At 51.0% G+C, this 25,483-nt stretch carries 23 protein-coding genes; 14 read left to right on the top strand and 9 right to left on the bottom strand.

Annotated features, from left to right (window positions below; translation table 11 throughout):
- Positions 1-8 precede the first annotated feature (8 nt).
- The 3 genes from AC5SLM_RS03290 to AC5SLM_RS03280 all read right to left on the bottom strand — a co-directional run bounded on the left by AC5SLM_RS03290 (position 9) and on the right by AC5SLM_RS03280 (position 3,834).
- Positions 9-782 carry an efflux RND transporter periplasmic adaptor subunit gene (locus tag AC5SLM_RS03290; protein ID WP_495249513.1) on the bottom strand — a complete coding sequence of 258 codons (774 nt, stop codon included), beginning with the start codon at positions 780-782 and terminating at the stop codon, positions 9-11.
- Positions 779-2,119 carry a TolC family protein gene (locus AC5SLM_RS03285; RefSeq protein WP_495249512.1) on the bottom strand — a complete coding sequence of 447 codons (1,341 nt, stop codon included), beginning with the start codon at positions 2,117-2,119 and terminating at the stop codon, positions 779-781. Before AC5SLM_RS03285 ends, AC5SLM_RS03290 begins: the two co-directional genes overlap by 4 nt.
- Before the next feature lie 113 nt (positions 2,120-2,232).
- On the bottom strand, positions 2,233-3,834 hold the full coding sequence (locus AC5SLM_RS03280) for a fatty acid--CoA ligase (protein WP_495249511.1): 1,602 nt from the start codon (positions 3,832-3,834) through the stop codon (positions 2,233-2,235).
- Between the two features lie 257 nt (positions 3,835-4,091).
- Here AC5SLM_RS03280 and AC5SLM_RS03275 point away from each other — a divergent pair, with 257 nt between their 5' ends.
- Positions 4,092-6,128: a methyl-accepting chemotaxis protein gene (locus AC5SLM_RS03275; RefSeq protein WP_495249510.1), complete on the top strand. Its 2,037-nt coding sequence runs from the start codon at positions 4,092-4,094 to the stop codon at positions 6,126-6,128.
- Positions 6,129-6,181: 53 nt separating this feature from the next.
- Here the strand turns inward: AC5SLM_RS03275 and AC5SLM_RS03270 are convergent, their stop codons facing one another.
- From AC5SLM_RS03270 to AC5SLM_RS03255, 4 genes are all read right to left on the bottom strand, one after another.
- The gene (locus tag AC5SLM_RS03270; protein WP_495249509.1) at positions 6,182-6,949 is read right to left on the bottom strand and encodes a MetQ/NlpA family ABC transporter substrate-binding protein; all 768 of its coding nucleotides are present in this window, start codon (positions 6,947-6,949) and stop codon (positions 6,182-6,184) included.
- 80 nt (positions 6,950-7,029) lie between these two features.
- On the bottom strand, positions 7,030-7,689 hold the full coding sequence (locus AC5SLM_RS03265; RefSeq protein WP_495249508.1) for a methionine ABC transporter permease: 660 nt from the start codon (positions 7,687-7,689) through the stop codon (positions 7,030-7,032).
- Complete coding sequence (locus AC5SLM_RS03260; protein WP_495249507.1) at positions 7,689-8,645, bottom strand: methionine ABC transporter ATP-binding protein; 957 nt, start codon at positions 8,643-8,645, stop codon at positions 7,689-7,691. Before AC5SLM_RS03260 ends, AC5SLM_RS03265 begins: the two co-directional genes overlap by 1 nt.
- 72 nt (positions 8,646-8,717) lie before the next feature.
- The gene (locus AC5SLM_RS03255; protein WP_495249506.1) at positions 8,718-9,065 is read right to left on the bottom strand and encodes an MmcQ/YjbR family DNA-binding protein; all 348 of its coding nucleotides are present in this window, start codon (positions 9,063-9,065) and stop codon (positions 8,718-8,720) included.
- Between the two features lie 380 nt (positions 9,066-9,445).
- Between AC5SLM_RS03255 and AC5SLM_RS03250 the strand changes: the two genes are divergently transcribed.
- Positions 9,446-9,937 (top strand): hypothetical protein, encoded by a 492-nt coding sequence (locus AC5SLM_RS03250; RefSeq protein WP_495249505.1) that lies wholly within the window; start codon positions 9,446-9,448, stop codon positions 9,935-9,937.
- Between the two features lie 303 nt (positions 9,938-10,240).
- The gene (locus AC5SLM_RS03245) at positions 10,241-11,155 is read left to right on the top strand and encodes a sensor domain-containing diguanylate cyclase (protein WP_495249504.1); all 915 of its coding nucleotides are present in this window, start codon (positions 10,241-10,243) and stop codon (positions 11,153-11,155) included.
- Positions 11,156-11,176: 21 nt separating this feature from the next.
- Here AC5SLM_RS03245 and AC5SLM_RS03240 read toward each other — a convergent pair whose 3' ends face one another.
- Complete coding sequence (locus AC5SLM_RS03240) at positions 11,177-11,722, bottom strand: DNA-3-methyladenine glycosylase I (protein ID WP_495249503.1); 546 nt, start codon at positions 11,720-11,722, stop codon at positions 11,177-11,179.
- A 112-nt stretch (positions 11,723-11,834) separates the two neighbouring features.
- Between AC5SLM_RS03240 and AC5SLM_RS03235 the strand changes: the two genes are divergently transcribed.
- From AC5SLM_RS03235 to AC5SLM_RS03205, 7 genes are read left to right on the top strand one after another with little or no spacing between them, the layout of a single operon-like run.
- Positions 11,835-12,527: an SDR family oxidoreductase gene (locus AC5SLM_RS03235; protein WP_495249502.1), complete on the top strand. Its 693-nt coding sequence runs from the start codon at positions 11,835-11,837 to the stop codon at positions 12,525-12,527.
- 52 nt (positions 12,528-12,579) lie between these two features.
- Entirely contained in the window at positions 12,580-13,404 is an 825-nt protein-coding gene (phnX, locus tag AC5SLM_RS03230) for a phosphonoacetaldehyde hydrolase (protein WP_495249501.1), read from the top strand.
- Entirely contained in the window at positions 13,395-14,513 is a 1,119-nt protein-coding gene (gene phnW, locus AC5SLM_RS03225) for a 2-aminoethylphosphonate--pyruvate transaminase (protein ID WP_495249500.1), read from the top strand. The genes phnX and phnW overlap by 10 nt, the downstream gene beginning before the upstream one ends.
- Complete coding sequence (locus tag AC5SLM_RS03220) at positions 14,507-15,031, top strand: hypothetical protein (RefSeq protein WP_495249499.1); 525 nt, start codon at positions 14,507-14,509, stop codon at positions 15,029-15,031. Before phnW ends, AC5SLM_RS03220 begins: the two co-directional genes overlap by 7 nt.
- Positions 15,032-15,090: 59 nt before the next feature.
- Positions 15,091-16,101: a putative 2-aminoethylphosphonate ABC transporter substrate-binding protein gene (locus AC5SLM_RS03215; protein ID WP_495249498.1), complete on the top strand. Its 1,011-nt coding sequence runs from the start codon at positions 15,091-15,093 to the stop codon at positions 16,099-16,101.
- 50 nt (positions 16,102-16,151) lie between these two features.
- Positions 16,152-17,222, top strand: a complete 1,071-nt coding sequence (locus AC5SLM_RS03210; RefSeq protein WP_495249497.1) for a putative 2-aminoethylphosphonate ABC transporter ATP-binding protein — start codon at positions 16,152-16,154, stop codon at positions 17,220-17,222.
- Entirely contained in the window at positions 17,222-18,892 is a 1,671-nt protein-coding gene (locus AC5SLM_RS03205; protein ID WP_495249496.1) for a putative 2-aminoethylphosphonate ABC transporter permease subunit, read from the top strand. Before AC5SLM_RS03210 ends, AC5SLM_RS03205 begins: the two co-directional genes overlap by 1 nt.
- A 34-nt stretch (positions 18,893-18,926) precedes the next feature.
- On the opposite strand, the gene AC5SLM_RS03200 is transcribed toward AC5SLM_RS03205, so the two are convergent.
- Complete coding sequence (locus tag AC5SLM_RS03200; RefSeq protein ID WP_495249495.1) at positions 18,927-19,889, bottom strand: helix-turn-helix domain-containing protein; 963 nt, start codon at positions 19,887-19,889, stop codon at positions 18,927-18,929.
- Positions 19,890-20,069: 180 nt separating this feature from the next.
- Here AC5SLM_RS03200 and AC5SLM_RS03195 point away from each other — a divergent pair, with 180 nt between their 5' ends.
- From AC5SLM_RS03195 to prpD, 4 genes are read left to right on the top strand one after another with little or no spacing between them, the layout of a single operon-like run.
- Positions 20,070-21,977, top strand: a complete 1,908-nt coding sequence (locus AC5SLM_RS03195) for a propionyl-CoA synthetase (RefSeq protein WP_495249494.1) — start codon at positions 20,070-20,072, stop codon at positions 21,975-21,977.
- Between the two features lies 1 nt (position 21,978).
- Complete coding sequence (prpB, locus tag AC5SLM_RS03190; protein WP_495249493.1) at positions 21,979-22,869, top strand: methylisocitrate lyase; 891 nt, start codon at positions 21,979-21,981, stop codon at positions 22,867-22,869.
- On the top strand, positions 22,866-24,008 hold the full coding sequence (gene prpC, locus AC5SLM_RS03185) for a bifunctional 2-methylcitrate synthase/citrate synthase (protein WP_495249492.1): 1,143 nt from the start codon (positions 22,866-22,868) through the stop codon (positions 24,006-24,008). The genes prpB and prpC overlap by 4 nt, the downstream gene beginning before the upstream one ends.
- 19 nt (positions 24,009-24,027) lie before the next feature.
- Positions 24,028-25,482, top strand: coding sequence for a 2-methylcitrate dehydratase (gene prpD, locus AC5SLM_RS03180; protein ID WP_495249491.1), 1,455 nt, complete (start codon positions 24,028-24,030; stop codon positions 25,480-25,482).
- Position 25,483 lies beyond the last annotated feature (1 nt).

The raw sequence follows: 25,483 nt of genomic DNA, 5'->3' as shown, positions 1-25,483 counted from the left end.
GGGTGTTCCTACTTCAGCCCAACGCGAGCAAACATGCCCGGATACGCCGTGCCCTCAAAGGCGATTTTGAGTTTAAAGGTATGGGTAGAAGCGACAGGAATGATGGCTTCGATGGTGCCTTGGGTGCGTAGTCCAAGAGCAGGAATCTCCACCTCCACCTCGCTTCCTACGCGGACATGGGAAAGGTAGCTCTCGGGGAGTTGCGCGTGGATGCGCAAGCGCTCCATGTCAACAAGGCGCAGTGCAGGCGCACCTGGCATGGCCATCTCTCCTTCGCGGAGGTGTTTTTGGGTAATGAGCCCATCACTGGGGGCTTGGATGGTGAGGTAGGTGTACTGGTGCAGGAGGCTTGCAAGCCCCGCTTTGGCTTGGTCGATTTGTTTGGCGGCGATATCTGCCATGGCTTGGAGGTTTTGCACCGAAAGCTCTAGGTGTTCGACCTCAGCCTTAGCGACCATCTCTTTGGCAAAGAGGCGTTGGTGGCGGGCAAGGTTAAGGGCGGCGTTTTGGAGTTGGTTGTGGTGCATTTGCCATGAAAGGGTAGCTGCGGCAATAGAAAGTTCCATCTGGCGTTTGGTTTGGTCAAGTTCGTTAGCATCAATCTCATACAGCACCTCCCCCTTGCGCACGCTTTGGCCTTCTTGCACATAGATGCGCTTAACAAAGCCTGTGGCACGGCTAGTGAGCGTGATTTCACGTTCGCTAACAACGGTACCCGAGAGGGAGAGTGTTTCGCTAAAGGCGCAGGAAAAAAGAAGGAAAAAAAGAACAATCGGTTTCATGGACGGGCTCCGTGGGAAAGTTTTTCAAGGGAAAGCAAGGTTTCAACCCGCTTGTTTTTAGCGGCATTGTGTTCTAGGATTTTGCCTAAAAGCTCCGCGTGTTTGATAAGCACATCGCTCATGGAGGCGAGGTTTTCTTGGTAGCGCCCCACGTGGTGGTCGTAAATGCGCTCAAAAAGAGCACGCTCAGCCTCAAGGCTTTGGAGTTGGTGGTCGTGTTGGGCAAGTTGCGTGTGAAGCTTAGCAAAGGCAAGGGTGCTCCCTTGTTTAGCAAGGGAGAGTTGGTGTTGGCTTTTAAGGTGGGCTAAACGGGCTTTTTCCAAAGCAATGCTGTGCCCACCCCCTTGAAACAGGTTCCACCGAAACTCCACTCCCACGGTGTACGCATCATTGCTAGAAGAGAGCTCAAGGGCCTCTTTTCCACTCCATCCGTACTGGCCCAAGAGCCCAACCGTGGGTGCAAAAGAAGCCTTATTGAGCTGTACGCCCCAGTGTCCAATCTGCGTGCCAAGGGTAGCTTTTTGCACTTCTAGGGTCTCCCCAGGCACTGCGTTAGGGGCCTCCAAAGCGGGCAAGGTGGGGGCAATGGAGCGCACCTCTTGGTCTAGCAAAAAAGAGAGTACATGTAGCAACAATTGGGTGTTAGCTTGCGTGTCGTGTAGCATCCTTTGCACAGTGGCTAGGCGCGCTTGCACTTCTAGCACATCCGTGGCCGTAGCGTACCCTTCTTCGTGCATGGCCGCAGCGGTGCGTTCTAGGGTTTGGGTGTGTTCAAGCAGCACGTTTAAGGTGGCTTCTTGGTCGTGCAATAGGGAAAGGGCGTAAAAACTGCGCTTGAGTTCTAGGATTTTTTCCGCCAAAAGGGCTTGGGTGTCAAGGCGCGCAAGGGTGTGAAAAGTTTGGGCGATGTGTTGGGTGTACCCGCGCCTTCCGCCCGTGTAAAGAGGGATGCGCAGTTCAACAGCGGTGGTAAAATGGTTGCGCGCTTTGGGACGATTGAGGTCATCAGACGTTACATGTAAGACATTGGGGTTGGTGCTATCAAAATCTGCAAACCCGAAATCTTGAAAGGTAGCCTCGCGACTTTGGAGTTTAAAAGCAAAGACATTCATGGCATCATTGGAACGCGTGGCAGTTTGTACCGCGTCCACACTGCCCCAAGCGCTTGCTTCCACGAGAGAAACATCAAGCCCACGCAACTGTGCTTCAAGGTCTGCAACAGCAAGCTCAGGGTTACGCTCTTGTAGCAATACAAGCGCATCCTCCAAATGAAGGTGGGTTAGCGGCGCGCTCCACACAAGCACGGGCACCCAAAGTAGGTATAAGAATCGTTTCACAGTCTGCCTCCCACACGAGACGATAATGGGGCGTATTATACCCCATTATTATTGTCCCCACTTAAAGGGGCAACTGTTATCTGTTGGGTTCAGAAAACCTTTACATGTAAGGCCTAGGCGTGCAAGGCTCTCAAGGTTTTTTTGTCGATTTTTCCCACACTGGTTTTGGCGATGTTTTCTACAAAAACGATTTTAACAAGCATCCCTTCGCGGGCCATGACGCCTTTTTTGATGTACTCTTTGGTGTGGTGCATCACCTCTTTTTCAAGCCCCTCGTGGGTTTGGGATTTGGGTACCACAAGGGCAAGGGGGCGTTCGCCCCAGCGGGCATCGTCGATGCCAATGACCGCGACTTCTTTCACTTCGGGGTGTTGCATGATGATGTCTTCAAGTTCCAAAGAACTCACCCATTCGCCCCCGATTTTGATGATGTCTTTGGAGCGGTCGGTGATTTTAAAAAACCCTTCTTCGTCTTTGTAGGCCACATCGCCTGTGTGCAAGTAGCCTCCCGCCCACAGTGCTTCGCTGTTTTTGGTGTCTTTAAAATAGGCCTCTGTAAGCCAAGGGGCACGCACCACCAGCTCGCCTGGGGTGTGGTTGGGCACCTCCTCCATCTGCTCATCGACGATTTTGATGTCCACAAGGCCGATGGGTCGCCCCGTTTTGGCACGCAAGGCGGCCTGAGTTTCAAGGGGTTGGGCGAGCATGTGTGGGGTGAGTTGGGCGAGGGTGAGGATGGGACAAGTTTCACTCATACCATACCCTGTAAAGATGTCGATGCCTTTTTCAAGGGCGGCAAGGCACATGGCTTTGGGTAAGGTTGCGCCCCCGATAACCACTTTCCAGTGGGATAAATCGGCCTCTTGGTACGCCTTGGTTTGAGCAAGCATGTGCAAGATGGTGGGGACGCAGTGGGAAAAGGTGACCTTTTCTTTGACGAGCAGGTCTACAAGGGTTTCAGGGACGTATTTGCCCGGGTATACTTGCTTGATGCCCATAAAAGTAGCGATGTAGGGAAAGCCCCACGCGTGGACGTGAAACATGGGTGTGATGGGCATGTAGACGTCATTTTGGTGAAAATTTTGCGCGCTTGCCGAACCCATGGTTGCGGTGACGGTGAGGGTGTGGAGGACGAGTTGGCGGTGGGAAAAGTAAACCCCCTTGGGCATGCCTGTGGTGCCTGTGGTGTAAAAGGTTGTTGCACGGGTGTTTTCATCAAAACGCGCAAAGGTGTGGGTGGTGGCTTCTTGGGCGAGCAAGGCTTCGTATTCCCCCGCAATCTCCACCGAAGTGGGAGGAATTTCTCCCGTTTCACTAAGGAGAATGAAGTGCTTTGTCGCGTCGATGCGGCCTCGGATTTGCTCTAGGATGGGGAGAAAATCGTGGTGGACTAAGATGACATCATCTTCCGCGTGGTCGATGGTGTAGAGGATTTGTTCGGGGCTTAGGCGCACGTTGATGGTGTGCAACACCGCGCCAATCATCGGCACGGCAAAGTAACATTCCAAATAACGGTTAGAGTCATAATCCATCACCGCAACCGTATCTCCGTGTTTGACGCCCATGCGCGTGAGGGTGTTGGCAAGTTGGCACACACGCGCGTAAAATTGCGTGTAGGTTAAGCGCGTGGTCTGGTAGATGATTTCTTGGTCGGGGTTGTTGGCAATGGGGTGTTGCAACAAAGAGGTTATCAAAAGGGGATACGAAGGGCTCATAGACGCTCCTGTGTAGTAAAGTGCGCCCATTGTACAAAGGCTTGGGTAAAAAGGGCGTAAAAGTTGCTTGCGGAGTGAAAATATGACGAACCTGCGATGCGTGATAGCCTTACGTGGTATGAAAAAAGTCCTGCGTATGTTTTTGGCACAGTTGTAACCAAATTGCAATTTTTTTAACCAAATTCTTGTGAGAAATAGTGAAAAACTATGGTTTAATAATTTCCTAAAACAGAAGCGTTTGAATGTTGGGAGGTAAGATGAATCGGTTTTCTTTAAGAATGCAAATGGCATTGTTGGTGTTGGTGGCGCTTGGGGTGTCATCAGTGTGCGTGATGGGAGTCTCATCCTATAAAACCCGCGCCGTGTTGATTCAAAAAAATTATGAAAAACTCACTGTTGCACGGGATATGAAACGTTTCTTTTTGGAAAAGTTTTTTAGTGACCAAGAGGCGGGGATTCGTGCCCTTGCTCAGCTGGATGAGTTTCATACTATCGTGCATGATTTGTTGTATGTTTACCGCCGGGCCGAGATTGGTGCGCAGGATGTTTTCCCCGTAGACCATGCTTCCTTGAAGTTTAAAACCGCCCGCCACGATGCTTTTTTGAAAACCTACCAACGCGATTACGGGTATGGGGATGTGTATGTGCTTGACCCAGTGCATGGGCACGTGATGTACACCGCGGCCAAGCGTAGTGATTTGGGGATAAGTTTGAGTGCAAATCCAAGCAGTCCCCTTGCGAAGCTTTGGAAAGAAGCCTTGCAAAGCCCTCAGCCTGTGTTTGCTGACATGCAACCTTACGCGCCCAATGAAAACCACCCCACGATGTTTTTGGCCGCGAGGATACACTACGGGGAAGAGGTGATTGGGGTGGTGGTGCTTCAGGTCAACAATGACCAAATCAACACCATCATGAATTACCGTTCGGGGTACGGGAAGAGTCAGGAGGACTACCTTGTGGGTGAGGATTTTTTGATGCGTAGCGACAGCTACCTCTCCCCTGATACACACGGACTGGAAGCTTCTTTTGAAAAACAAGCAAAGGTGACAACCGCCGCGGTGAAGGACGCTTTGGCGGGAAAAACAGGCATAGAAGTTGTTGCGGATTACCGTGGTACCAAAGTGCTCTCTTCTTTTGCGTCCATGAACGTGGGGCCAAGCGTACGGTGGGCGATTTTATCGGAGATTGATGAAGCAGAAGTGTTGGCCGAGCCCAATGCCATTCGCAATTCCATCTTTCTCACTTCGGCGATTGTGCTGCTTTTGGCCATCGGTGGCGCGTTGTATTTGGTGCAATTGCTCTTGTCGCGGCCGCTAGAAAAGTTTAAAACCACGATGCTAGAGGTGAGCAACACCCAAAACCTCACCTTGCGCCTCAACACAAACGCACCTCAAGAACTCAGGATGATTGCGCAGGGGTTTAACGACCTTATGGAAAACCTTCAACACTTGCTTCACAGCGCCAAGGGAGTTTCTAGCGAAAATGCTTCGGTGGCAGGACAACTCTCAAGCACGAGCTTGGCCGTGGGACAAAACGTGGAAACGTCGGTGGTTGTGGTGAATAAGGCTACTAAAAATATTTCCCACGTGAGGGCAGGCATCGCCAAGTCTATTCGTGAAGCCCAGGCGAGTAAGCAAGAGATTATGGAAGCCAACCACACCCTGCAAGAGACCAAGGAACAGATTGTCATCCTTGCTACCAAAGTGCAAAACAACGCGGCGTTGGAGGTGGAGCTTGCCCACCGCATCCAAGCGCTCTCTTCCAACGCTTCGGAAGTGCGCGGGGTGCTGGCGGTGATTTACGACATCGCCGATCAGACCAACCTTTTGGCGCTCAATGCGGCCATCGAAGCGGCGCGCGCGGGAGAGCACGGACGGGGGTTTGCGGTGGTGGCGGATGAGGTGCGAAAACTCGCAGAGCGCACCCAAAAGAGCCTTTCGGAGATTAACGCAACGGTGAATGTCATCGTCCAAGGGGTGAGTGACGCGAGCGAACAGATTGGGAAAAATTCCCAAGAGATGGAATCCCTAGCGAATGCCGCCCAAGAAGTTGAGGGTAAGATTAATACTACGGTGCAGATTGTCACCAAAGCGGCGCAAAATAACGATGAAATGGTAAAAGATTTTGAGGTTTCAGGGGGAGAGATAGAGGCGGTCTCAGGCGTCATGGATGAGGTCAATACCCTCTCCAGCGGCAATGCCCGCAGTGTAGAGGAAATCAGTACCGCAGCGGTGCACTTGCGCGAACTCACCGAAAAACTCTCTCACGATTTAGAACGTTTTAAAACCCGCTAAAAAAGCTTACATGTAGAGGAAAAAACCTTTACATGTAAGGATACTTCGTAAGACTAAAACGCAGGGATAATCTCGCCTTTAAAGGTTTCTAAGATGTACGCTTTGAGTTCAGGTGAGTTGAGCGCAGCGTCTAGGGCTTTGATTTTTGGGTCATTTTCTCGTCCTGCTTTTACGACCAAGATGTTAGCATAAGGGGAGTCGATGCTTTCCATTGCCAAAGCGTCTTTGGTGGGGTTCAGGCCAGCACTTAGGGCAAAATTGGTGTTGATGACCGAAAGGGCCACATCGCCAAGGGTACGGGGAAGCTGGGGTGCTTCGATTTCCACAAAGCGTAGTTTTTTGGGGTTAGAGGTGATGTCGATGGGTGTTTTAAGAGGTGCGTCGTTGAGCGTGATGAGGCCAAGGTGTGCTAGCACTTCTAGGGCACGGCTTTCGTTGGTAGGGTCGTTGGGGATGCTCACGCGGCTTCCGTCTTTGAGCGCATCAAGGCTTTTGAGGCTCTTGGAGTACACGCCCATAGGTTCAAGGTGTACGCTCACAGTTTTGACAAGGGTAGTGCGGCGGTTTTTGTTGAACTCTTCGAGGTAGGGGGTGTGTTGAAAGAAGTTTGCATCTAGCTCACCTTCTTCTGTGGCGATGTTGGGAATGACGTAGTCGTTGAACTCTTGGATTTTGAGCTCATACCCCGCTTTGGCCACAAGGGGTTTGACAAACTCTAGGATTTGGGCGTGGGGCACGGGTGTGGCACCTACGACGATAACTTCTTTGGCCACAAGGGAAAGCGCAGCAAGGGCGCTAAGAACCAATACACGTAATTTCATAAACAATCTCCTTAAAAATGATGGCGCAGTATAGCACAGCACCGCTTATATAGCAAGTATTTTGACCGACTTACTACGGTTTACTTTTTGAGTAGCTTGTACAAGAGGTTGCCAAGCAGCTGAAACCCTTGTACCATGAGGATGAGAATGACCACCGTGTAGGCCAGTACATCGGGCCTAAAACGGTGGTACCCGTAGCGAATGGCCACATCTCCAAGGCCACCGCCCCCCACTGTGCCTGCCATGGCCGAAAAGCCAACCACCACGATGAGGATAAGGGTGATGCCTGAAACGAGGCTAGGCAAGGCTTCAGGAAACATGACCCGAAAGACGATTTGCAAGTTGGTCGCGCCGTAGGATTTGGGCGCTTCGATGATACCACGGTCGATTTCCTTAAACGCACTCTCGATGAGCTTGGCAAAAAAGGGCGCCGTGCCGATGGTCAAAGGCACGATGGCCGCGGTGGTACCGATGCTTTGCCCCACAAGCAGTTTCGTAAAAGGAAAGAGCACGATGATGAGGATGATGAAGGGAAACGAGCGCAAGGTGTTGATGATGAAATCTAGCGTGGTGTAAAGGGCCTTGTTGGGGCTTAGACCGTTGCTGTCACTTAACACAAGGACGATGCCAGGAACGAGACCAAGTAAAAAAGCCAAAAAGGTGGCCGTGAGGCTCATGTAGAGCGTCTCGTAAATGGCGGGGAGTAAAATGGTCTCAAAGAGGGTCAAAAACGCGTCCATTAGGCCACCTCCCACAACACGCCGCTTTGGGCTAGGTACGCTTCTACCGCGCTTTGGTGGCGGACTTCAAGGTTGATGACAAGGTGCCCCAAGACGGTGCCTCCAAGGCGTTCTAGCTTGCCCCAGACGATGTTAAAGTCCACATCAAGGGTGCGCGCCATGTGGGTGATGAGGCTGTGTTGGGCCACTTCTTTGGGGAAGTAGAGGTGGATGTTGACGCCGCTTTGGGGCAGGTACTCTTCTTCGCCAAGGAAGTGTTTGAGGCGCTGGGTGGGGCGCAAAAAGAGCTCTTCAACCCTGCCGTGGCCGAGGATTTTGCCTTGTTCTAGGAGCATGGCAAACTGGGCGGCTTTTTTGACCACTTCCATTTCGTGGGTGACGATGATAACGGTGATGCCAAAGGTGCGGTTGATGGTGCCCAGAAGCTCTAGCACGTCGTTAGTGGTTTTGGGGTCAAGGGCGCTGGTGGCTTCATCACTCAGGAGAATCTTGGGCTCAAGCGCCAAGGCGCGCGCGATGGCCACACGCTGTTTTTGGCCGCCGCTGAGGGCGTTGGGGTAGGCGCTGGCTTTTTCGGCAAGGCCCACAAGGCTTAAGAGTTCTTCCACGCGGCGCGTGATGTGGGCGCGCTCATACCCGTGGACGCGCAAGGGGAGTGCGACGTTTTCAAAGACGCTTTTTTGGTTGGCAAGGGCGAAGTTTTGGAAAATCATCCCCATCTCTTTGCGCAGTTCGCGTAAGGCTTTGGGGCTTAAGTCTTTGACTTCGTGGCCGAAGACTTTTAGGCTGCCGCCTTGGTAGGTTTCTAGGCCATTGATGCAACGCAAAAGGGTGCTTTTCCCCGCGCCACTGTGGCCGACGATGGCGTGGATTTCCCCTGCGCCCACATGCAAGTCGATGCCATCAAGCACGCACGTGTCGCCGTAGGATTTTTGTAACTGGTCTATGTGAATCACACCGTTCCTTTACATGTAAACAGTTTTGGTGGCGGTATTATAGCGTGTTGGGATGTTGTACTTCTAAAGCGCTCAAAGGGCGTTTTGCACCCTTTTGGGCAGGGCACTCACCACAAGAGCATAAGAGTCATCAATCCATTCGCGCAGGGTTTGTTCGTCGACCTCGCCATCGCAGGTGATGGTGTTCCAGTGCTTTTTGTTCATGTAATACCCGCCCGTGACACTGGCGTAAAGGCTACGAAGTTCGAGGGCGTAGATGGGGTCGCATTTAAGCGTAATGCGCGGGGGTATTTCTGGCTCGGCAATGAGGGCAAACATCTTCTCACCCACTTTATACACAGCAGTAGTGGCGTCAAAAGGGTAACTTTTGTGCGCACCTTTTTTGCTCAGACAGTAAGCACCAAGGGTGTCGGCGGTCATGGGTGTGCTCCTTTGTGGGGGAAGTATTTTTTGTTAAAAATATTTTCTACAAAAGCAAAATTAATTAAGCATTATAGCAATTTGCGCCAAGGTCATGCCAATTACTGTACGCGCAAGCGCCTATTTGAGTTTTTTCAAAAAGAAGGTTGGTGTTCTATTTTTTCTGCCTAAAATATGGTAAAAAAACTAAAAACTAAATATTGCTAGCCAAGAGAAGAAGGCTGGCGACAATGTGTTTCGTTTTGCAATGGCTTATCATCTAAAGGACATTATATGGTCAGTTGTCTAGGCATAATGAACTATTTTGTATATACTTTTCTAAGTGGGTACCCATGCGTTTCTTGTGAAACTCAACTAAATCTTAAGGAGAGGTGTTTGCCATGAAAGAAGAATTTGATTTGCTTCGCAATAAGGGCGCTGTTGAAACAGTGGAAGCTATTTTAAAAGACAGCAGACCAAATATGCTTTTGACAAGAGAGTTGAGAATAACTCTCGAGCCAATATCTTCTGTGATTATTTCTTTTGATTATGCAGGGGGTGCTAACGGCAGAGAACTCGAACTCATAAGCAATTCAATCCAATGTAAGAAAAATCAAGACATTGAGTTGTTTAGCTGCAATAGAGGCATATCTCCTGAGTATTATCGAGGGAGAACTGTTGTGGAGATACGACCTCTTGGGGCTATCGATGGTGCATATAGACAACAAGTCAAAGTCAAGGCTCTCGCAAAAGGCGATTTGTTTGGTTGTAGGCTTTTGCATGAAGATATTCCAGGGGCAACTATTAAAGTAGAATTGTTTGATGGTCAATGGAAGGTGGTTGTTTTTGAAAAAATTACTAGTTCCTTTATTCAATACAAAATTCATTGGTAAGAGAGCGTTTAATTCTACGTCAACATAAATCTTGATAGGCAAAATCCTATCATACCTAAACTTGGATTTTAAGTTCGCTGTCCAGTCTTCTTTTTAAAAATGGTGCCAACTGCGAGAGAGTTGGATTCTAGTAGGCAACACAAGCCCCGTGTATTTACCCCCTGCCAAAAAAACCTTTTACATGTAGCCTCGCTCATTGCACGTTTAGGCACCATCAGGTGCTTTGTGGTTGCTCTTTTTAAATCATCTTGCATTGATTTTAATGAAGCTATAATTGAGCCTAAAATAGTACGAGGATGTTAAATGCCCGCGACGTTGCTTTGCAAAGCGTTTGAGACAAACAAAGAAAAAATCTTTGATGAGTCTGTCCTTTTTGAGTTAAGCGTTGTGCCGCAAATGGTCGTCGATAAAGAGAGGCGTATCGTCCGAGTTAACAAAAGATTTAGCGCGCTGTTTGGGTACGAGCCCCAGGAGATATTGGGTCAAAAAACCCTTGTGCTCACCCCCTCGCCAGAGAAATTTTACGAGTACGAAACCTACTTTCACCAAACCAAAGAGGGGATGGTTGTGGGCGAAGAATTGCTCTACAAGCACAAAGATGGCACCCTTTTTTGGACAAAATTGGAAGGGATTATGCTGAGTGCAAAAGCCGAGGAATGCTTTGTCCTTTGGTCGTTTATCAATATCGACAAAGAGGTCAAATACCGCGAGCAACTAAAGATGCTAGCCAGAGTCGACCCGTTGAGCGGGCTGTATAACAGACGCTTTTTTTCAGAAATGGCTGTGGGCATTTTGGAGCTGGCAAAAAGGCAAAAAAGAGCAGCTTCCCTTATCCTTTTGGACATCGATAATTTCAAAAACATCAACGACACATACGGACACGCCCTTGGCGATGAAGCCATCATTGAACTAAGTGAAATGTTAAAAAAACAGACAAGGCAAAGCGACGTGCTGTGTCGGCATGGGGGCGAAGAGTTTGTCCTGCTTTTACCCAAAACGTGCTTGCAAGGAGCGCTCAAAATCGCCGAGTCTTTGCGGGTAGAGTTTCAAAACCACACGTACATTCTTGCCCAAAAACCCATTCACTTCACCGCCAGTTTTGGCGTTAGCGCCTTGGATGTCGCCCTAGAATCTGCCCTAGAAGATGCCATCAAAAAAGCCGACAACGCTTTGTACCGTGCAAAAAAATTAGGCAAAAACAGAGTGGAGGTGGGTTAGGCTTTACATGTAAGGGCTAAGTCACCTAAAATCACACCCCACTTCGTGGTCGTTCACCATCCCGCAGGCTTGCATGAACGCGTAAATGGTCACTGAGCCTACGAATTTAAAGCCACGACGTTTAAGTTCACGGGTGAGCGCGTCGGAGATGGGCGAGGTGGTGGGGGCGGATTTGTAATCGGGTACGTCGTTGAGGATGGGCGCGTGGTTCACGAAACTCCAAAAAAACGTATCCAACGAGCCGTATTCACGTTTGATGTCCAAAAACAGCTTGGCGTTATGGACGATGGCTTCGATTTTTTTGGGGTGTTTGATGACCTCCGTTTGCAAAATCCGCTCCACATCCTTACATGTAAAGCCCGCCACCGTGTCCAAATCAAACCCTTTGAACGCTTCACGGTAAGCCCCGCGTTTTTTGAGCACCGTGAGCCAACTCAGCCCCGCCGCTTGGGTTTCGAGGCTAAACAGTTCAAACAACGCCCGTTCCTCATGAAGTGGCTTACCCCATTCATTATCATGATACGCCTCGTAGGTCGCATCCCCTGTTTTCACCCATCCGCATCGCATAGACACTCCTTTTTTGCAAAAGTATACCGCAGGAAAAGGCTTTACATGTAAAGCTAAGTGCACTCAAACCAAAATTTGACTACCATGCACGAAATTAACGCAAAGGGGCAATATGACCGTTCTAGTTACTGGAGCCGCGGGGCTTATTGGACAGAGTATTTCGCGCGCGTTGGTGGCGGAGGGGTATGGGGTGTTGGGGCTAGATTGTGCGCCAAACACCGCAGAAATACTAGAACCTTTACATGTAACGCCCTTACATGTAAACCTTGCGCACATAGAAGAATCTTTACATGTAATCGACTGTGCCCTTAAAGAAGCCCCTTTGGCGGGCCTTGTAAACAATGCCGCGCTTATGCAACACCACCAGTGCCTCTCATGGCAAGCGTTTGAAGCCCTGCTTCGGGTCAATCTCACCGCCCCTTATGCCCTCTCGCAACACCTCTTTTCAAGGCTCAAAGCCGGGGGTGGTGCCATTGTCAACATCGCTTCCACCCGCGCCCACATGAGCGAACCCTTCACCGAGGGTTACAGCGCCTCAAAGGGCGGGTTGCTCTCGCTCACCCATGCGCTCGCCGCCTCCTTTGCGCCCCATGTGCGGGTCAATGCCATAAGCCCAGGCTGGATTGCCCCAGCCGATGCACTTCACAGTCCAGATGACCACGCCCAACACTGGAGCGGTCGCGTGGGCGTGCCCGAAGACATCGCGCAGCTGTGCGCGTATTTGCTTGGGCCAAAAGCAGGGTTCATCACCGGTGCCGAATTCGTAGCCGATGGAGGCATGACGCGCAAGATGCTTTACGTGTAATCTCCCCGCAATACTTCCGTGCTAGAGTTGCCTTTATTTTGAAAGGAAAACCATGGCAAAGATTGCAGGGGTTATTTGCGATTGGGCAGGAACGGTTGTGGATTTTGGTTCACTCTCTCCTGTGGCGGCGTTTGAGAAAGCGTTTGGGGCCTATGGCCATGCTGTGAGTTTTGAAGAGATTCGCACCTTTATGGGAATGCTGAAATTTGACCACACCAAAGCCCTCTTAGAACTGACCAAGGAGCGTTTCAAGGAGCGCTTTGGCAAAGAACCCAGTCAAACCGACGCCTTGGCGATTTACGCAGGGTTTGAAACAGCCTTGTTTGAAAGTTTGGCCGATTATGCCGTGCCTATTCGTGGCGCCGTGGCCTTTGCTAACTTTTTACGCGAAGCGGGAATCCCCCTTGGCTCCACGACGGGCTACACGTGGGAAATGATGGAAGTCGTCGCTTCAAAAGCCGCTAAACACGGCCTTGTAATAGAGTCCATCGTGACCCCGAGGGATGATTTACCCGGCCGCCCTCACCCTTACCTCATTTACCAAAACGCGATAAAGTTGGGGTGTTACCCGCTGTGGCAGATGGTTAAAATCGGCGATACCCTTAGCGACATGCAAGAGGGGCGCAACGCGGGATGTTGGTGCGTGGGCCTTAGCGTGAGCGGCAACGAAATGGGTTTGTGTGAAGCAGACGTAGCGGCCCTAGATGCGCCCGTGTATGAGGCCAAAAAGGCAGCCGCCAAAGCGCGCCTTGAAGCTGCGGGCGCCCATGTGGTCATCGATGGGATTTGGGAAGCTAGGCACGCTTTAGAGACCATTACGTGTTGGATAAATGAAGGTTACACGCCCCACGCGACAAGGGAGATTTTATGCAACTAAATTTCCCTCTTGAGAATCCCTACATCCTCCTCACCCCCGGCCCCCTTAGCACGACCCGAACCGTGCGCGCAGCCATGCTCAAAGACTGGTGCACGTGGGATGATGAGTACAATACCCTCGTGCAAACCATTCGTCAACACCTTTGCGCCCTTGCCTCCACCATCGCGCCAGACATGTTCACTGCGGTGCTCATGCAAGGCAGTGGCACCTTTAGCATCGAATCGGCCCTAGGGACGCTCATGCCCAAAACCAAAGGCAAAATCCTCATCCTCAGCAACGGCGCTTACGGTGAACGCATGGGAGAGATTTGCACGTATGCGGGTATTTCCCACACGCTGTTGCGCTTTAAAGAGACAGAACCCATCGCACCTGAAGCTGTTGAAAGTGCCCTCAAACAAGACCCCGCGCTCACCGCCGTAGCGGTCGTGCACTGCGAAACCACTACAGGCATGCTCAATCCCATCGACACCATCGGCGCGGTCGTCAAAGAGTACGGCAAGCTTTTCATGGTAGATGCCATGAGCAGCTTTGGAGGGATTCCCCTTGACATGCAAGATTTGGAAATCGACGTGCTAGTGAGCAGTGCCAACAAATGCATCCAAGGGGTGCCAGGTTTTGGATTCATCCTCTTTCGCCGCGACGTACTCCTTACATGTAAAGGCAACGCGCGTTCACTGAGCCTCGATGCATACGCCCAGTGGGAAGAGATGGAGCGAGGCGGTGGCAAATGGCGTTTTACTTCCCCGACCCACGTGGTGCGCGCCTTCAAAGAAGCCTTAAGCGAACTCTCGCAAGAAGGGGGCGTGAGCGCTAGGCACGCGCGCTATTGCGACAACCACAGGATTTTAGTTGAGGGTATGGAAGCTCTAGGGTTTGAGAGTGTTTTACCCCTTGCCTTTCAAAGCCCCATCATCACGAGTTTTTATAGCCCTAAAAGCCCGAAGTATGCGTTCAAAGCCTTTTACAATGCCCTTAAACGCGCAGGTTTTGTGATTTACCCAGGCAAGATTTCGGCCATAGAAAGTTTTCGCATCGGTACGATTGGCCATGTTTTCCCTATCGATATGCGTCGCCTTCTCGAAGCCATCACCCACGCCAAAACGTGGTAAGCGCTCAAACCCTCGCCACCACGGGCTTTGGCCTTGTGGTGGTGGCCTACCTCGCCCAACTGCACAAAACCTACACCCGCAAACAAAGCGAAGGTATTTCCCTTAACGGTTACCTCGTGACGTTTGTCAATTTGCTAGGTTACATTGTATGGAGCAAGGGGAGTATTGGCGGGTTTAAACTCATTGAACTGGGCTTACATGTAAGCACGTTGGGGCTCATCCTCTTGCACGCGCCACGCACCAAGCTTGACACCAAAAGTCTTGGGGTGTTTGTGGTTGCATTTATAGGCTCACTTTTGCTCATCGGTGGTCTCGCCCAAGCCCACAAAAGCTACACCCACCCTAACACCACCGCGGTGAGTCTTCTTCATTACCTCGCCCTTTTTGTGGCAAACATCCTTTACCTTTGGGTCGCCTTTTTAGAACACGAACGGGTCAATGTGTTTGCCGGACTCCTTGTCACCAACCTCTTTTACATGTACATTTTGCGCCAAGGCATAACCAAACGGTTACAGTAATGTTTTAGCAATAAAGCCCCAATACAATTCCTGTTACTACTATTCTCAAGGAGTTTTGCATGCTAAAAACACGATGGATTGTCTTGGCGGCTTCGGCCTTGCTTGCTTCGGGCCTTAGTGCTAAAAGTTTGACGGTGTACACCGCTTTGGAAGCTGACCAATACCCAGGATACCTCAAAGGATTCCAAAAAGCGCACCCTGATATCGAGGTTAAAGTCGTGCGCGACTCCACGGGCATCGTTACGGCCAAACTCTTAGCAGAGCGCAACAATCCCCAAGCAGATGTGGTCTGGGGCACCGCCGCCACAAGCCTTGTGCTGTTGGAACAATATGACATGTTGCACCCTTACGCACCCAAAGAAATCAACAACATTTTGCCTAAATTTAAAGACACCAAAACCCCGCCTGCTTGGGTGGGTAATGACGTGTGGGGAAGCGCGGTGTGCTTTAACGAAATCGAAGCCAAAAAACATGGCCTTCCCTTGCCCACAAGCTGGGAAGACTTGGCCAAGCCCATCTATAAAGGGCACGTTGTCATGCCAAATCCTGCCAGTTCTGGCACAGGCTTTTTGGACGTGACCGCGTGGCTGAGGATTTTTGGAGAAGAAAAAGGATGGGACTACATGGACAGGTTGCATGAAAACATCGCCCAATACACCCACTCAGGTTCCAAGCCTTGTAAAATGGCCGCGGCGGGCGAATTTGCCATTGGCATTAGCTTTGAATACCGCGCGGCTAAGTCCAAATCCGCTGGTGCACCAATCGCCATTGTCTACCCCAAAGAAGGCTTAGGATGGGATTTGGAAGCGACGGCCATCATCAAAGGCACCAAAAACCTTGACGCGGCAAAAACCTTTGTGGATTGGGCCACAGGCAAAGACGCCAACGCCTTGTACGCGGATAATTTTGCCGTGGTTGCTTACAAGGGCATGAGCAAAAAAGTGGAGCACATTCCTGATAACTACGAATCCATGCTCATCCAAAACGACTTTGCGTGGTCGGCTAAAAACCGCGAAGCCATCCTCAAAGAGTGGACAAAACGCTACGAATCAAAATCTGAACCCAAATAATAGACTTACATGTAAAGGGGCTTGCGCGAGCCCCTTTTTAAAGGAACCGTGTGCAAGAAGTAGCACTGAGCATCAAAAATGTCAAAAAAACCTTTGGGGATTTTACCGCCCTCAAAGGAATCGACTTGGACATCACCAAAGGCGAATTGGTCTGTTTTTTGGGGCCTTCGGGTTGTGGTAAAACCACATTACTGCGCGTGATTGCAGGCCTTGAAGAGTGCGACAAGGGCGAGATACTCCAATACGGCAAACCCATCACCCACCTACCTCCTGCTAAGCGCGATTATGGGATTGTCTTTCAAAGTTACGCCCTTTTCCCCAACCTCACGGTCGCTAAAAACATCAGCTACGGCCTCAAAAAACAAGAGTTTCCCAAAAAAGAGATCAAACGCAAAGTCAAAGAACTACTCGCCCTTGTGGGGTTAGAAGGGAGCGAAGAAAAATACCCCAGTGAGCTTAGCGGTGGCCAACAACAGCGCGTCGCTTTTGCGCGGGCTATCGCGACCAATCCTGCCTTATTGCTCCTTGATGAACCCCTTTCGGCGTTGGACGCAAGGGTGCGCGAACACCTGCGCCAAGAGATTCGCGCGCTTCAAAAAAGCATCGGCGTGACGACCATCATGGTGACCCACGACCAAGAAGAGGCCCTGAGTATCGCCGATAAAATCGTCGTGATGAACCACGGAAGCATCGAGCAAATCGGGACACCTTTAGAGATTTACCACCGTCCTAACAGCCTTTTTGTGGCAGATTTTGTGGGCAAGATAAACCTCATCGAAGGCTTACATGTAGGCAAGGGCATCTTTGCGTGCGGGAAACTGCGCCTTGAGGCCAAAGTAGGGGAAAACACGCCCACCAAAGAAGGGAAGCTTTTGGTACGCCCTGAGGATATTAAACTCTCTCCAGAGCCTGGCACCTGCGAAAACATCCTAGAAGGAGACGTGCTTAAAGTGACGTTTTTGGGGAGTTTTTGCCGCCTTGAAATGTCCATCAAAGGCTTGCTCGAAGACCGCTTAATCGTCGATGTTTCCCATAAAAACCTTCTTAAATACGCCATTAGTGAGGGCAGTTTGCTCAAAATCGGTATCGCTAGTGAAGATTTATGCTACCTAGGCGCGTGATGGGCGCGACGTTTGATAGCACCAAGGTGTTTTTTTACGGGCTCATTTTCGCCGTCGGGCTCTTTTTGACCCTTTTTGTCTTGCTCCCCTTAGCGGACATTTTGCTCAAAAGCTTTCAAGATGGCGCAGGGGCGTGGGCGTGGCTAGATAACTTCTATTACTACCTCTCTCAACCCCATTCAAGAACGCTCATCAAAAACTCCCTCTTTGTGGCAGGTCTTAGCACGCTCATCGTGATTCCCGTGGCGTTTACCTTCGCCTACGCCATCACGCGCACCCTCATGCCCCTCAAACCTGTGATCCGCTACATCGCGCTCATTCCCCTGCTTGCCCCTTCTTTACTGCCCGCCATTTCCTTCATCTACATCTTTGGTAACCAAGGTTTTTTGAAAAGCTGGATGGGCGGGGGAAGCATTTACGGAGTGTGGGGTGTGATTATGGGAGAGTGTTTTTACGTCTTTCCCCATGCCCTTATGATTCTCATCACCGCCCTTGGACTCTCCGACGCGAGGCTCTACGAAGCGGCCCAAAGCATGGGGGCAGGCAAGTTCAAGCAATTCATGAGCATCACCCTGCCTAGTGCCAAATACGGCCTCATTTCGGCTATGTTGGTGACCTTTACCCTCGTGATTACGGACTTTGGCGTCCCAAAAGTCATCGGTGGGGATTATGGCTTATTGGCCACAGAGATTTACAAGCAAGTCATTGGCCAGCAAAACTTTGAATTAGGAGCCACGGTGGGGGTTTTGCTGCTCATCCCTTCCCTCATCACCTTTGCAGTGGACGCGTTGATTCAGAAAAAACAGCGCGCCAGTTTAAGTGCCAAATCCGTCGCCTACCGCCCTAAAAAATGGGCCTTGCGTGACCTTGGGATGTTGGGCTTTACCCTTGGGGTGTGCGCACTTTTGGTGGGGATTTTGGGGGTGGCGGTGTACGCGTCTTTTGTCAAATTTTGGCCTTACAACCTAGACTTGGTGCTTAACCACTACAACTTCGACATGATGGACGGAGGCGGGTGGAATTCCTACTACAACAGCCTCAAACTCGCAACCTTGGTGGCTGTGTTTGGCACGATGATTGTCTTTGTGAGTGCTTATGTGGTGGAACGCAGCAAGGTCGCAAGACCTGCTATCGCGGCTATCAAAATGCTCGCTCTTTTACCCATGGCAGTACCTGGACTCGTGCTTGGCCTTGGGTATATTTTCTTTTTTAACCATCCTGCTAACCCTCTTGGTTTTCTATACCAAACCCTCTCCATCTTGGTGGCGTGTACCATCGCGCACTTTTTTACGCCCAGTTTCATCACCGCCACCACAACGCTCAAACAAATCGACCGCGAGTTTGAAGACGTGGGCGAATCCCTCAGCGTGCCCTTTTACGTGACGTTTTTTCGCGTCACGGTGCCCATCTCCATCCCTTCCATCATCGAAATCACCCGCTACTTTTTCATCAACGCCATGACCACTGTTTCCGCCGTTGTGTTTCTTTATTCGCCCGATACCACCCTAGCGGCTGTGGCGGTTTTAAACATGGACGAAGCCGGAGACATCAGTGCCGCGGCCGCCATGGCGACCCTCATCGTCGCCACTTCTTTTGTGGCCACTCTAGGTTTTGCCCTGCTCTCACGCGGTATCGTCAAAGCCACCCAATCCTGGCGCACAGGACGCTAAGCACCTTTACATGTAACCCCTTACATGTAAAGGCTCACTTCTCCCTTGGCGCGCTAAGTTTGGGGTGTAAGGCGAGGCTGATGTTGTTTTTAAACAGTTGTGCGTAGGCGGTTTTTTGGTTGAGGATTTCGTAGGCGTCGCACAGTCCCTTTCCTTGCTGGATACACTCTTTGAGGATTTTCATCACCGCTGTTGCGTCTTCGGGGTTGATGTGGACGGGGGCTTCGGGGCCGAAGGTAAAGTGTCGATGGATTTTTTCGATGAGCTTTTGGTTTCGCACTTCAATGAACACGGACTCCAACGGTGCTTTGAAAAACATCACCCCATTTTTGATGTTGATGGAGGTGTATGCCGTGTCAAGGCCGTATATTTTTCTCGAATAGGAATCAAAAAAATAGAGCCGCTTGTTGTAATTTTCGTGAAAATTGTGAATCATCAGTTCTAGGATTTGCACCTTTTGCGCTTCGGTATAAAAATTTCCAATCTCTGAAAAACAAAAGCTCAACAAGGATTTGATGCTGTACCACTCAGTGGTGTGAAAAGCGTAGGAGAGCATCTTTTGGATGCGTTCTTTTTTAAACGCTTCGATTTCAAGGGAACTTTGGGTGCGGTAGACCCTTGGAACGGTGGTGTCGCGGTACATGGGGCCGGGAAATTGAGGGTGGATGACAAAACGCTCTTTGTCTTCGTGGGAGAGGATGTATTTGAGTCCGCCAAGATACCCCTCGTCGATGATTTTTATCTCTTCTTTGGGGATGGATGTTAAAAGCGCCACAAAATCCTTTCCTTGACACTCCTCCTCCCAAATGTGCGAGGGGTAGCGAAAAAAAGTAGCGATTTTCTCTAGCACATCAGCACTAGGCTCTTTTTGCACAAGCTTATCAATCCACGCCGTCACCGTTCTTCTGTCTTTGCCAATCAGCTCGGCAAATTTAGAAATGCTAAGGTGTGAACGTTGGTAGATAGCCACGATTTTCTCCACCGTACTTTTGCCCATCGCCTCTCCTTTTTTCAAAACCTTGTCGCCAATAATTGTACAACTTTAGTACATAAAGCACAACACTGGGGGAAAACTCTTTCCATGTATAAAAACTGTAAACACCCCCGCATTTCTTGTACCACCACAACGGAACAACTTCTTATATAATCTTCCAAAGACCATCACAAAGGCAGAACAATGGGCGAAATTTACGACGCAGAATATGCCGCATCCATTAAGGATCCTGAGGCGTTTTGGGCACAAGCGGCAACGAAGGTGCATTGGTACCACCAGTGGGACAAGGTGCTAGATGTGGTCAACGGCCATTACCGTTGGTTTGTGGGCGGGTGCATGAACACCTGCTACAACGCCTTGGATTTACATGTAGACCACGGCAGGGCCGACCAACTGGCCCTCATCTTTGACTCTCCCGTGACAGACACGAAAAAAAGCTACACCTACCGCCAACTACGCGACCGCGTTGCTAAGGTGGCAGGGATGCTTGTGAGCAAGGGCGTAGTAAAGGGCGATCGGGTGGTTATTTACATGCCGATGATTCCAGAAGCACTCATTGGGATGCTCGCGTGCGCTAGGATTGGGGCGATTCACTCGGTGGTGTTTGGCGGGTTTGCGGCGCACGAACTTTCCACGCGCATCGAAGATGCCAAGCCGCGGGTTATCATGAGTGCGAGTTGTGGCATCGAAGTGAGCCGTGTTGTTCACTACAAACCTTTGCTTGATGAGGCTATCAAAAAATCCAGCCACAAACCCACCACGTGTTTCATTTGGCAACGCCCGCAAGAGCGGGCCAACATGTTGCCATGGCGGGATGTGGACTGGGAAGAAGAAGAGGGAAAATCTAGCCCCGTAGATTGTGTTCCTGTGGATGCCATCGACCCGCTTTATATCCTTTATACCTCAGGCACCACGGGCAAACCCAAAGGAGTAGTTCGAAGTAACGGTGGCCATTCGGTGGCCATGAAATGGTCCATGGACAACGTCTACAACGCCAAAGCGGGCGATGTGTTTTTCGCCGCTAGCGACGTGGGATGGGTTGTGGGCCACTCCTACATCGTGTATGGGCCGTTGATGAACGGATGCACCACCATTGTGTATGAGGGAAAACCCGTGCGCACGCCAAATCCTGGGGCCTTTTGGCGGGTGTGTGCTGAACATAAGGTCAACGTACTCTTTGCTGCCCCCACAGCTTTTCGCGCCATTCGCAAGGAAGACCCCAAGGGCGAATGGGCACAAAAATACGACTTAAGCCACCTGCACACCATCTTTATGGCAGGGGAGCGTTGCGACTCGCCAACCCTAGAATGGACACAAGCCATCACCAAAAAACCAGTGATTGACCACTGGTGGCAAACAGAAACAGGCTGGCCCATCGCCGCAAACCCCATGGGCCTTGACCCCATGAAAGTCAAACCAGGAAGCCCCACCAAACCCATGCCCGGGTTTAACCTCAAAGTCTTAGACGAGCAAGGTAAAGAGTGCAAGGCGGGAAAACTTGGTAACCTTGTCATCAAACTCCCCTTGCCGCCAAGTTGCTTGATGGGCATTTGGGGTGATGACGCGCGCTACAGACGCTCCTACCTTGGGTTTTACGAAGGTTACTACCTCACGGGAGATTCTGGCTACATCGACAAAGACGGCTACGTGTGGGTGATGGGCCGCATGGATGGGGTCATCAACGTCGCAGGCCATCGCCTCTCCACGGGTGAGATGGAAGAGATTGTGGCCAAACATCCTGACGTGGCAGAGTGCGCCGTCATCGGAGTGGATGATGCGCTTAAAGGGGAGGTTCCCATGGGTTTTGTGGTGCTCAAAGCAGGGATTGAAAGAGACCCAAGGGCTATTGCTGAGGGCATTGTGCAACTGGTGCGCGATGAAATCGGCGCGGTAGCTAGCTTTAAAATCGTGACACAGGTGAACAGATTGCCAAAAACACGAAGCGGGAAAATCCTCCGCGGCACCATGCGCGCCATGGCCGATGGCAAAGCGTGGACCATGCCTTCCACTATTGAAGATGAGGGGGTGTTGCCTGAAATTCAAGCAGCCATCACCGCCCTTGGATACCCTCTCGCTAAAGAAGGAGCGTAACATGAGTGCAGGAAAACGACTACGAGAAGCCCTAAAACACCAAAGCCCGTTGCAGATTTTGGGGGTCATTAACGCGTACAGCGCTCTCCAAGCAACGCGCGTGGGGGCCAAGGCCTTGTACCTCTCGGGTGCTGGCGTGGCCAATGCAAGCTACGGGTTACCCGACCTTGGCATGACAGGGCTAGAAGACGTGTGCATCGACATTCGCCGCATTACAAGCGTCACGGAAACCCCCCTTTTGGTGGACGCAGACACGGGGTGGGGTGGGGCGTTTAACATTGCCCGCACGGTCAAAGAGATGACACGCGCAGGTGCGGCGGGATGCCACATTGAAGACCAAGTGGCACAAAAACGGTGTGGACACAGGCCCAATAAAGAGCTCGTTAGCACCCAAGAGATGTGCGACAGAATCCGCGCCGCCGTGGACGCAAAAACCGATGCAGACTTTGTCATCATGGCCAGAACAGACGCCCATGCCAGCGAGGGACAAAAAGCCGCACTCGAACGGGCACACGCCTACGTGGAAGCGGGAGCAGATATGATTTTTGCCGAAGCCATCCACACCCTTAAGGAGTACGAGGATTTTACCGCGGTGATTAAAGTGCCCGTACTTGCAAACATCACCGAATTTGGCGCAACGCCCATGTTTACGGTGGAAGAATTGGCCAGCGTGGGCATTCAACTGGTGCTTTACCCCCTCTCGGGATTTCGCGCCATGAACAAAGCGGCCTTGAACGTTTTTGAAGCCATCCTCAAAGAAGGCACCCAAAGTAGCCTCATTCCCACCATGCAAACGCGCAAAGAACTCTACGAAATGCTCAATTACCATGCCTATGAAGAAAAACTTGACGCCCTTTTTAGTAAAGAGGGGCAAAAAGGAGGCCGTCAATGAACGCGCAAGGGTTTAAGCCCAAAAAATCCGTAGCCCTCTCAGGCACAACGGCGGGAAATACGGCTATTTGCACCGTTGGCATCACGGGAAATGATTTGCATTACCGTGGGTATGACATCTTGGAGTTCGCGACACAAGCGGAGTTTGAAGAGATTGCCTATTTGATTGTCCATGAAAAATTACCCACCCAAGGGGAATTAGCCGCGTACAAAGCCAAGCTAAAATCTCTCAGAGGCATCCCTGAGGCGGTAAAAACTGTGCTAGAACAGTTGCCCAAAACGACCCATCCCATGGACGTGATGCGCACGGGATGTTCTGCCCTTGGGTGTGTGGAACCCGAAGACCAAAGCCACCCCAAGGCCGCCGCCCAAGAGATTGTGGATAGGCTTATGGCTTCTTTTGGTTCCATCTTGCTGTATTGGTACCATTACAGCCACCATGGCAAGAAGATTTCCCTTGAAACGGACGATGAGACCGTTGCGGAGCATTTTTTACACCTCTTGCACGGCCAAAAACCACGCCCTTCTTGGGTGCGGGCCATGCATATTTCACTTATCTTGTACGCGGAGCATGAGTTTAATGCCTCCACCTTTACCGCCCGTGTGATTGCGGGCACCAACGCCGACATGCATTCTGCCATCACAGGAGCCATCGGTGCCCTTAGAGGCCCAAAACATGGGGGTGCCAACGAGGCGGCCTTTAAGATTCAAGAACGCTACGCCTCCCCTGAGGCGGCGGAAGCGGATATTAAAGCACGCATGGAGCGCAAAGAGATTGTGATTGGGTTTGGCCATCCTGTGTACACCCTTAGCGACCCGCGCAATCTTCTCATCAAAGAGGTGGCCAAAAGTCTTGCCCATGAGAGCGGTGACACCTTGATGTACGACGTGGCAGAGCGCATCGAGACGGTCATGTGGGAAGCAAAACAGATGTTTCCTAATCTTGATTGGTTTTCCGCGGTTTCGTACCACCAGATGGGCATCCCCACGGACATGTTTACGCCGATTTTTGTCATCGCCCGCACTACAGGATGGGGCGCGCATGTCATCGAACAACGGGAAGATGGCAAAATCATCCGCCCCTCAGCCAACTACACGGGACCGCACAACCTTACCTTTGTGCCCCTAGAAAAACGATAACACCCCAAAAGGACAATAGATGAGCAGTGAATTAGGCATTTTAGAGACAAAACGGCCAGACTTTGACCCGTTATTAAGCGCGATTGCTAGGTACGCGGTGGAGGGGGAGATAAAGAGTACTGAAGCGTACGAAACGGCGCGGTATTGTTTGATGGACACCCTTGGGTGCGGGCTTTTGGCCTTAAAATACCCCCAATGTACCAAGCTTTTAGGGCCCGTGGTGCCTGGTGCAAACTTCCCAGGACTGGGCGCCAAGGTGCCAGGCACGTCGTACCAACTTGACCCAGAACGCGCCGCGTTTAATGTGGGCACGATGGTGCGATGGCTAGACTTTAACGACACGTGGCTAGCCGCAGAGTGGGGCCATCCTAGCGACAACCTTGGGGCCATTTGGGCCTTGGGCGATTATATCAGCCGCAAGAACATTAGCGAGGGAAAAGCCCCTTTACATGTAAAGGATGTGCTCACCGCTATGATAAAAGCCCATGAGATTCAAGGAGTGTTGGCCTTGGAAAATTGCTTTAACCGAGAAGGCATGGACCATGTGTTGCTCGTGCGCGTTGCGTCCACGGCCGTTGCGTGTGCGATGCTTGGGGGCGATGTGGAAACCGTCCGCAATGCCATCAGTCACGCGTGGATTGATGGAGGTGCCTTAAGAACCTACCGCCACGCGCCCAACACGGGGTCTCGTAAATCCTGGGCAGCGGGAGATGCGAGCAGCCGTGGGGTTAACCTTGCCCTTAAAGCAATGAGTGGTGAAATGGGCTACCCTTCGGCATTAAGTGCCAAAGCGTGGGGGTTTGAAGACGTGAAGATGAAGGGAAAAAAACTCACCATCCCCCAAGCCTTTGGAAGCTACGTGATGGAACACGTGTTGTTTAAAATCTCTTTTCCCGCCGAATTTCACGCCCAAACCGCGTGCGAATGCGCCGTATTGCTACACGATGAGGTGAAGCACAAGCTTGACGCCATAGAAAAAATACGCATCACTACCCAAGAATCAGGCCACCGCATCATCAACAAAGTCGGCCCGTTGGCCAACCCCGCTGACCGCGACCATTGTTTGCAATACATGGTGGCAGTGCCGCTTTTGTTTGGGACGCTCAGCGCGGATGACTACGAAGATGATGTTGCGGCTAATCCACGCATTGACGCTTTGCGCGAACGGATGGAAGTGGTGGTGGATGCAAGTTACACCAAAGACTACCTTGACCCAGACAAACGTTCTATTGCCAATGCCATCCAAGTCTTTTTTAACGACGGAATATGCACCTCAAAGGTAGAAGTCCATTATCCCATCGGCCACCGCAGACGCAGGGCGGAGGGAATACCTGTGCTCTTAGAAAAGTTCAAAGCAAACCTTGCGACCCGACTTTCTCCCAAACAGTGCGCACGCATCGAAGCGCTATGCGCTAACCAAGAACATTTAGAGCAGATGGAATTTAACGCCTTTTCAGACCTGTTTGCCCTTTAGA

The sequence above is a fragment of the Sulfurospirillum sp. HTRB-L1 genome (assembly GCF_059415125.1).
This window is presented reverse-complemented; position numbering and strand designations above follow the sequence as displayed.

Excerpts from the sequence above, each read along its gene's own strand:
- prpC (WP_495249492.1), top strand. The coding sequence starts at position 22,866 with ATGAACGCGCAAGGGTTTAAGCCCAAAAAATCCGTAGCCCTCTCAGGC.
- AC5SLM_RS03245 (WP_495249504.1), top strand. The coding sequence starts at position 10,241 with ATGCCCGCGACGTTGCTTTGCAAAGCGTTTGAGACAAACAAAGAAAAA.
- AC5SLM_RS03250 (WP_495249505.1), top strand. The coding sequence starts at position 9,446 with ATGAAAGAAGAATTTGATTTGCTTCGCAATAAGGGCGCTGTTGAAACA.
- AC5SLM_RS03205 (WP_495249496.1), top strand. The coding sequence starts at position 17,222 with ATGGGCGCGACGTTTGATAGCACCAAGGTGTTTTTTTACGGGCTCATT.
- AC5SLM_RS03200 (WP_495249495.1), bottom strand. The coding sequence starts at position 19,889 with ATGGGCAAAAGTACGGTGGAGAAAATCGTGGCTATCTACCAACGTTCA.
- AC5SLM_RS03240 (WP_495249503.1), bottom strand. The coding sequence starts at position 11,722 with ATGCGATGCGGATGGGTGAAAACAGGGGATGCGACCTACGAGGCGTAT.
- AC5SLM_RS03235 (WP_495249502.1), top strand. The coding sequence starts at position 11,835 with ATGACCGTTCTAGTTACTGGAGCCGCGGGGCTTATTGGACAGAGTATT.
- AC5SLM_RS03275 (WP_495249510.1), top strand. The coding sequence starts at position 4,092 with ATGAATCGGTTTTCTTTAAGAATGCAAATGGCATTGTTGGTGTTGGTG.
- AC5SLM_RS03265 (WP_495249508.1), bottom strand. The coding sequence starts at position 7,689 with ATGGACGCGTTTTTGACCCTCTTTGAGACCATTTTACTCCCCGCCATT.
- AC5SLM_RS03255 (WP_495249506.1), bottom strand. The coding sequence starts at position 9,065 with ATGACCGCCGACACCCTTGGTGCTTACTGTCTGAGCAAAAAAGGTGCG.
- AC5SLM_RS03280 (WP_495249511.1), bottom strand. The coding sequence starts at position 3,834 with ATGAGCCCTTCGTATCCCCTTTTGATAACCTCTTTGTTGCAACACCCC.
- prpD (WP_495249491.1), top strand. The coding sequence starts at position 24,028 with ATGAGCAGTGAATTAGGCATTTTAGAGACAAAACGGCCAGACTTTGAC.
- phnX (WP_495249501.1), top strand. The coding sequence starts at position 12,580 with ATGGCAAAGATTGCAGGGGTTATTTGCGATTGGGCAGGAACGGTTGTG.
- AC5SLM_RS03270 (WP_495249509.1), bottom strand. The coding sequence starts at position 6,949 with ATGAAATTACGTGTATTGGTTCTTAGCGCCCTTGCTGCGCTTTCCCTT.
- AC5SLM_RS03290 (WP_495249513.1), bottom strand. The coding sequence starts at position 782 with ATGAAACCGATTGTTCTTTTTTTCCTTCTTTTTTCCTGCGCCTTTAGC.
- AC5SLM_RS03215 (WP_495249498.1), top strand. The coding sequence starts at position 15,091 with ATGCTAAAAACACGATGGATTGTCTTGGCGGCTTCGGCCTTGCTTGCT.
- phnW (WP_495249500.1), top strand. The coding sequence starts at position 13,395 with ATGCAACTAAATTTCCCTCTTGAGAATCCCTACATCCTCCTCACCCCC.
- prpB (WP_495249493.1), top strand. The coding sequence starts at position 21,979 with ATGAGTGCAGGAAAACGACTACGAGAAGCCCTAAAACACCAAAGCCCG.
- AC5SLM_RS03195 (WP_495249494.1), top strand. The coding sequence starts at position 20,070 with ATGGGCGAAATTTACGACGCAGAATATGCCGCATCCATTAAGGATCCT.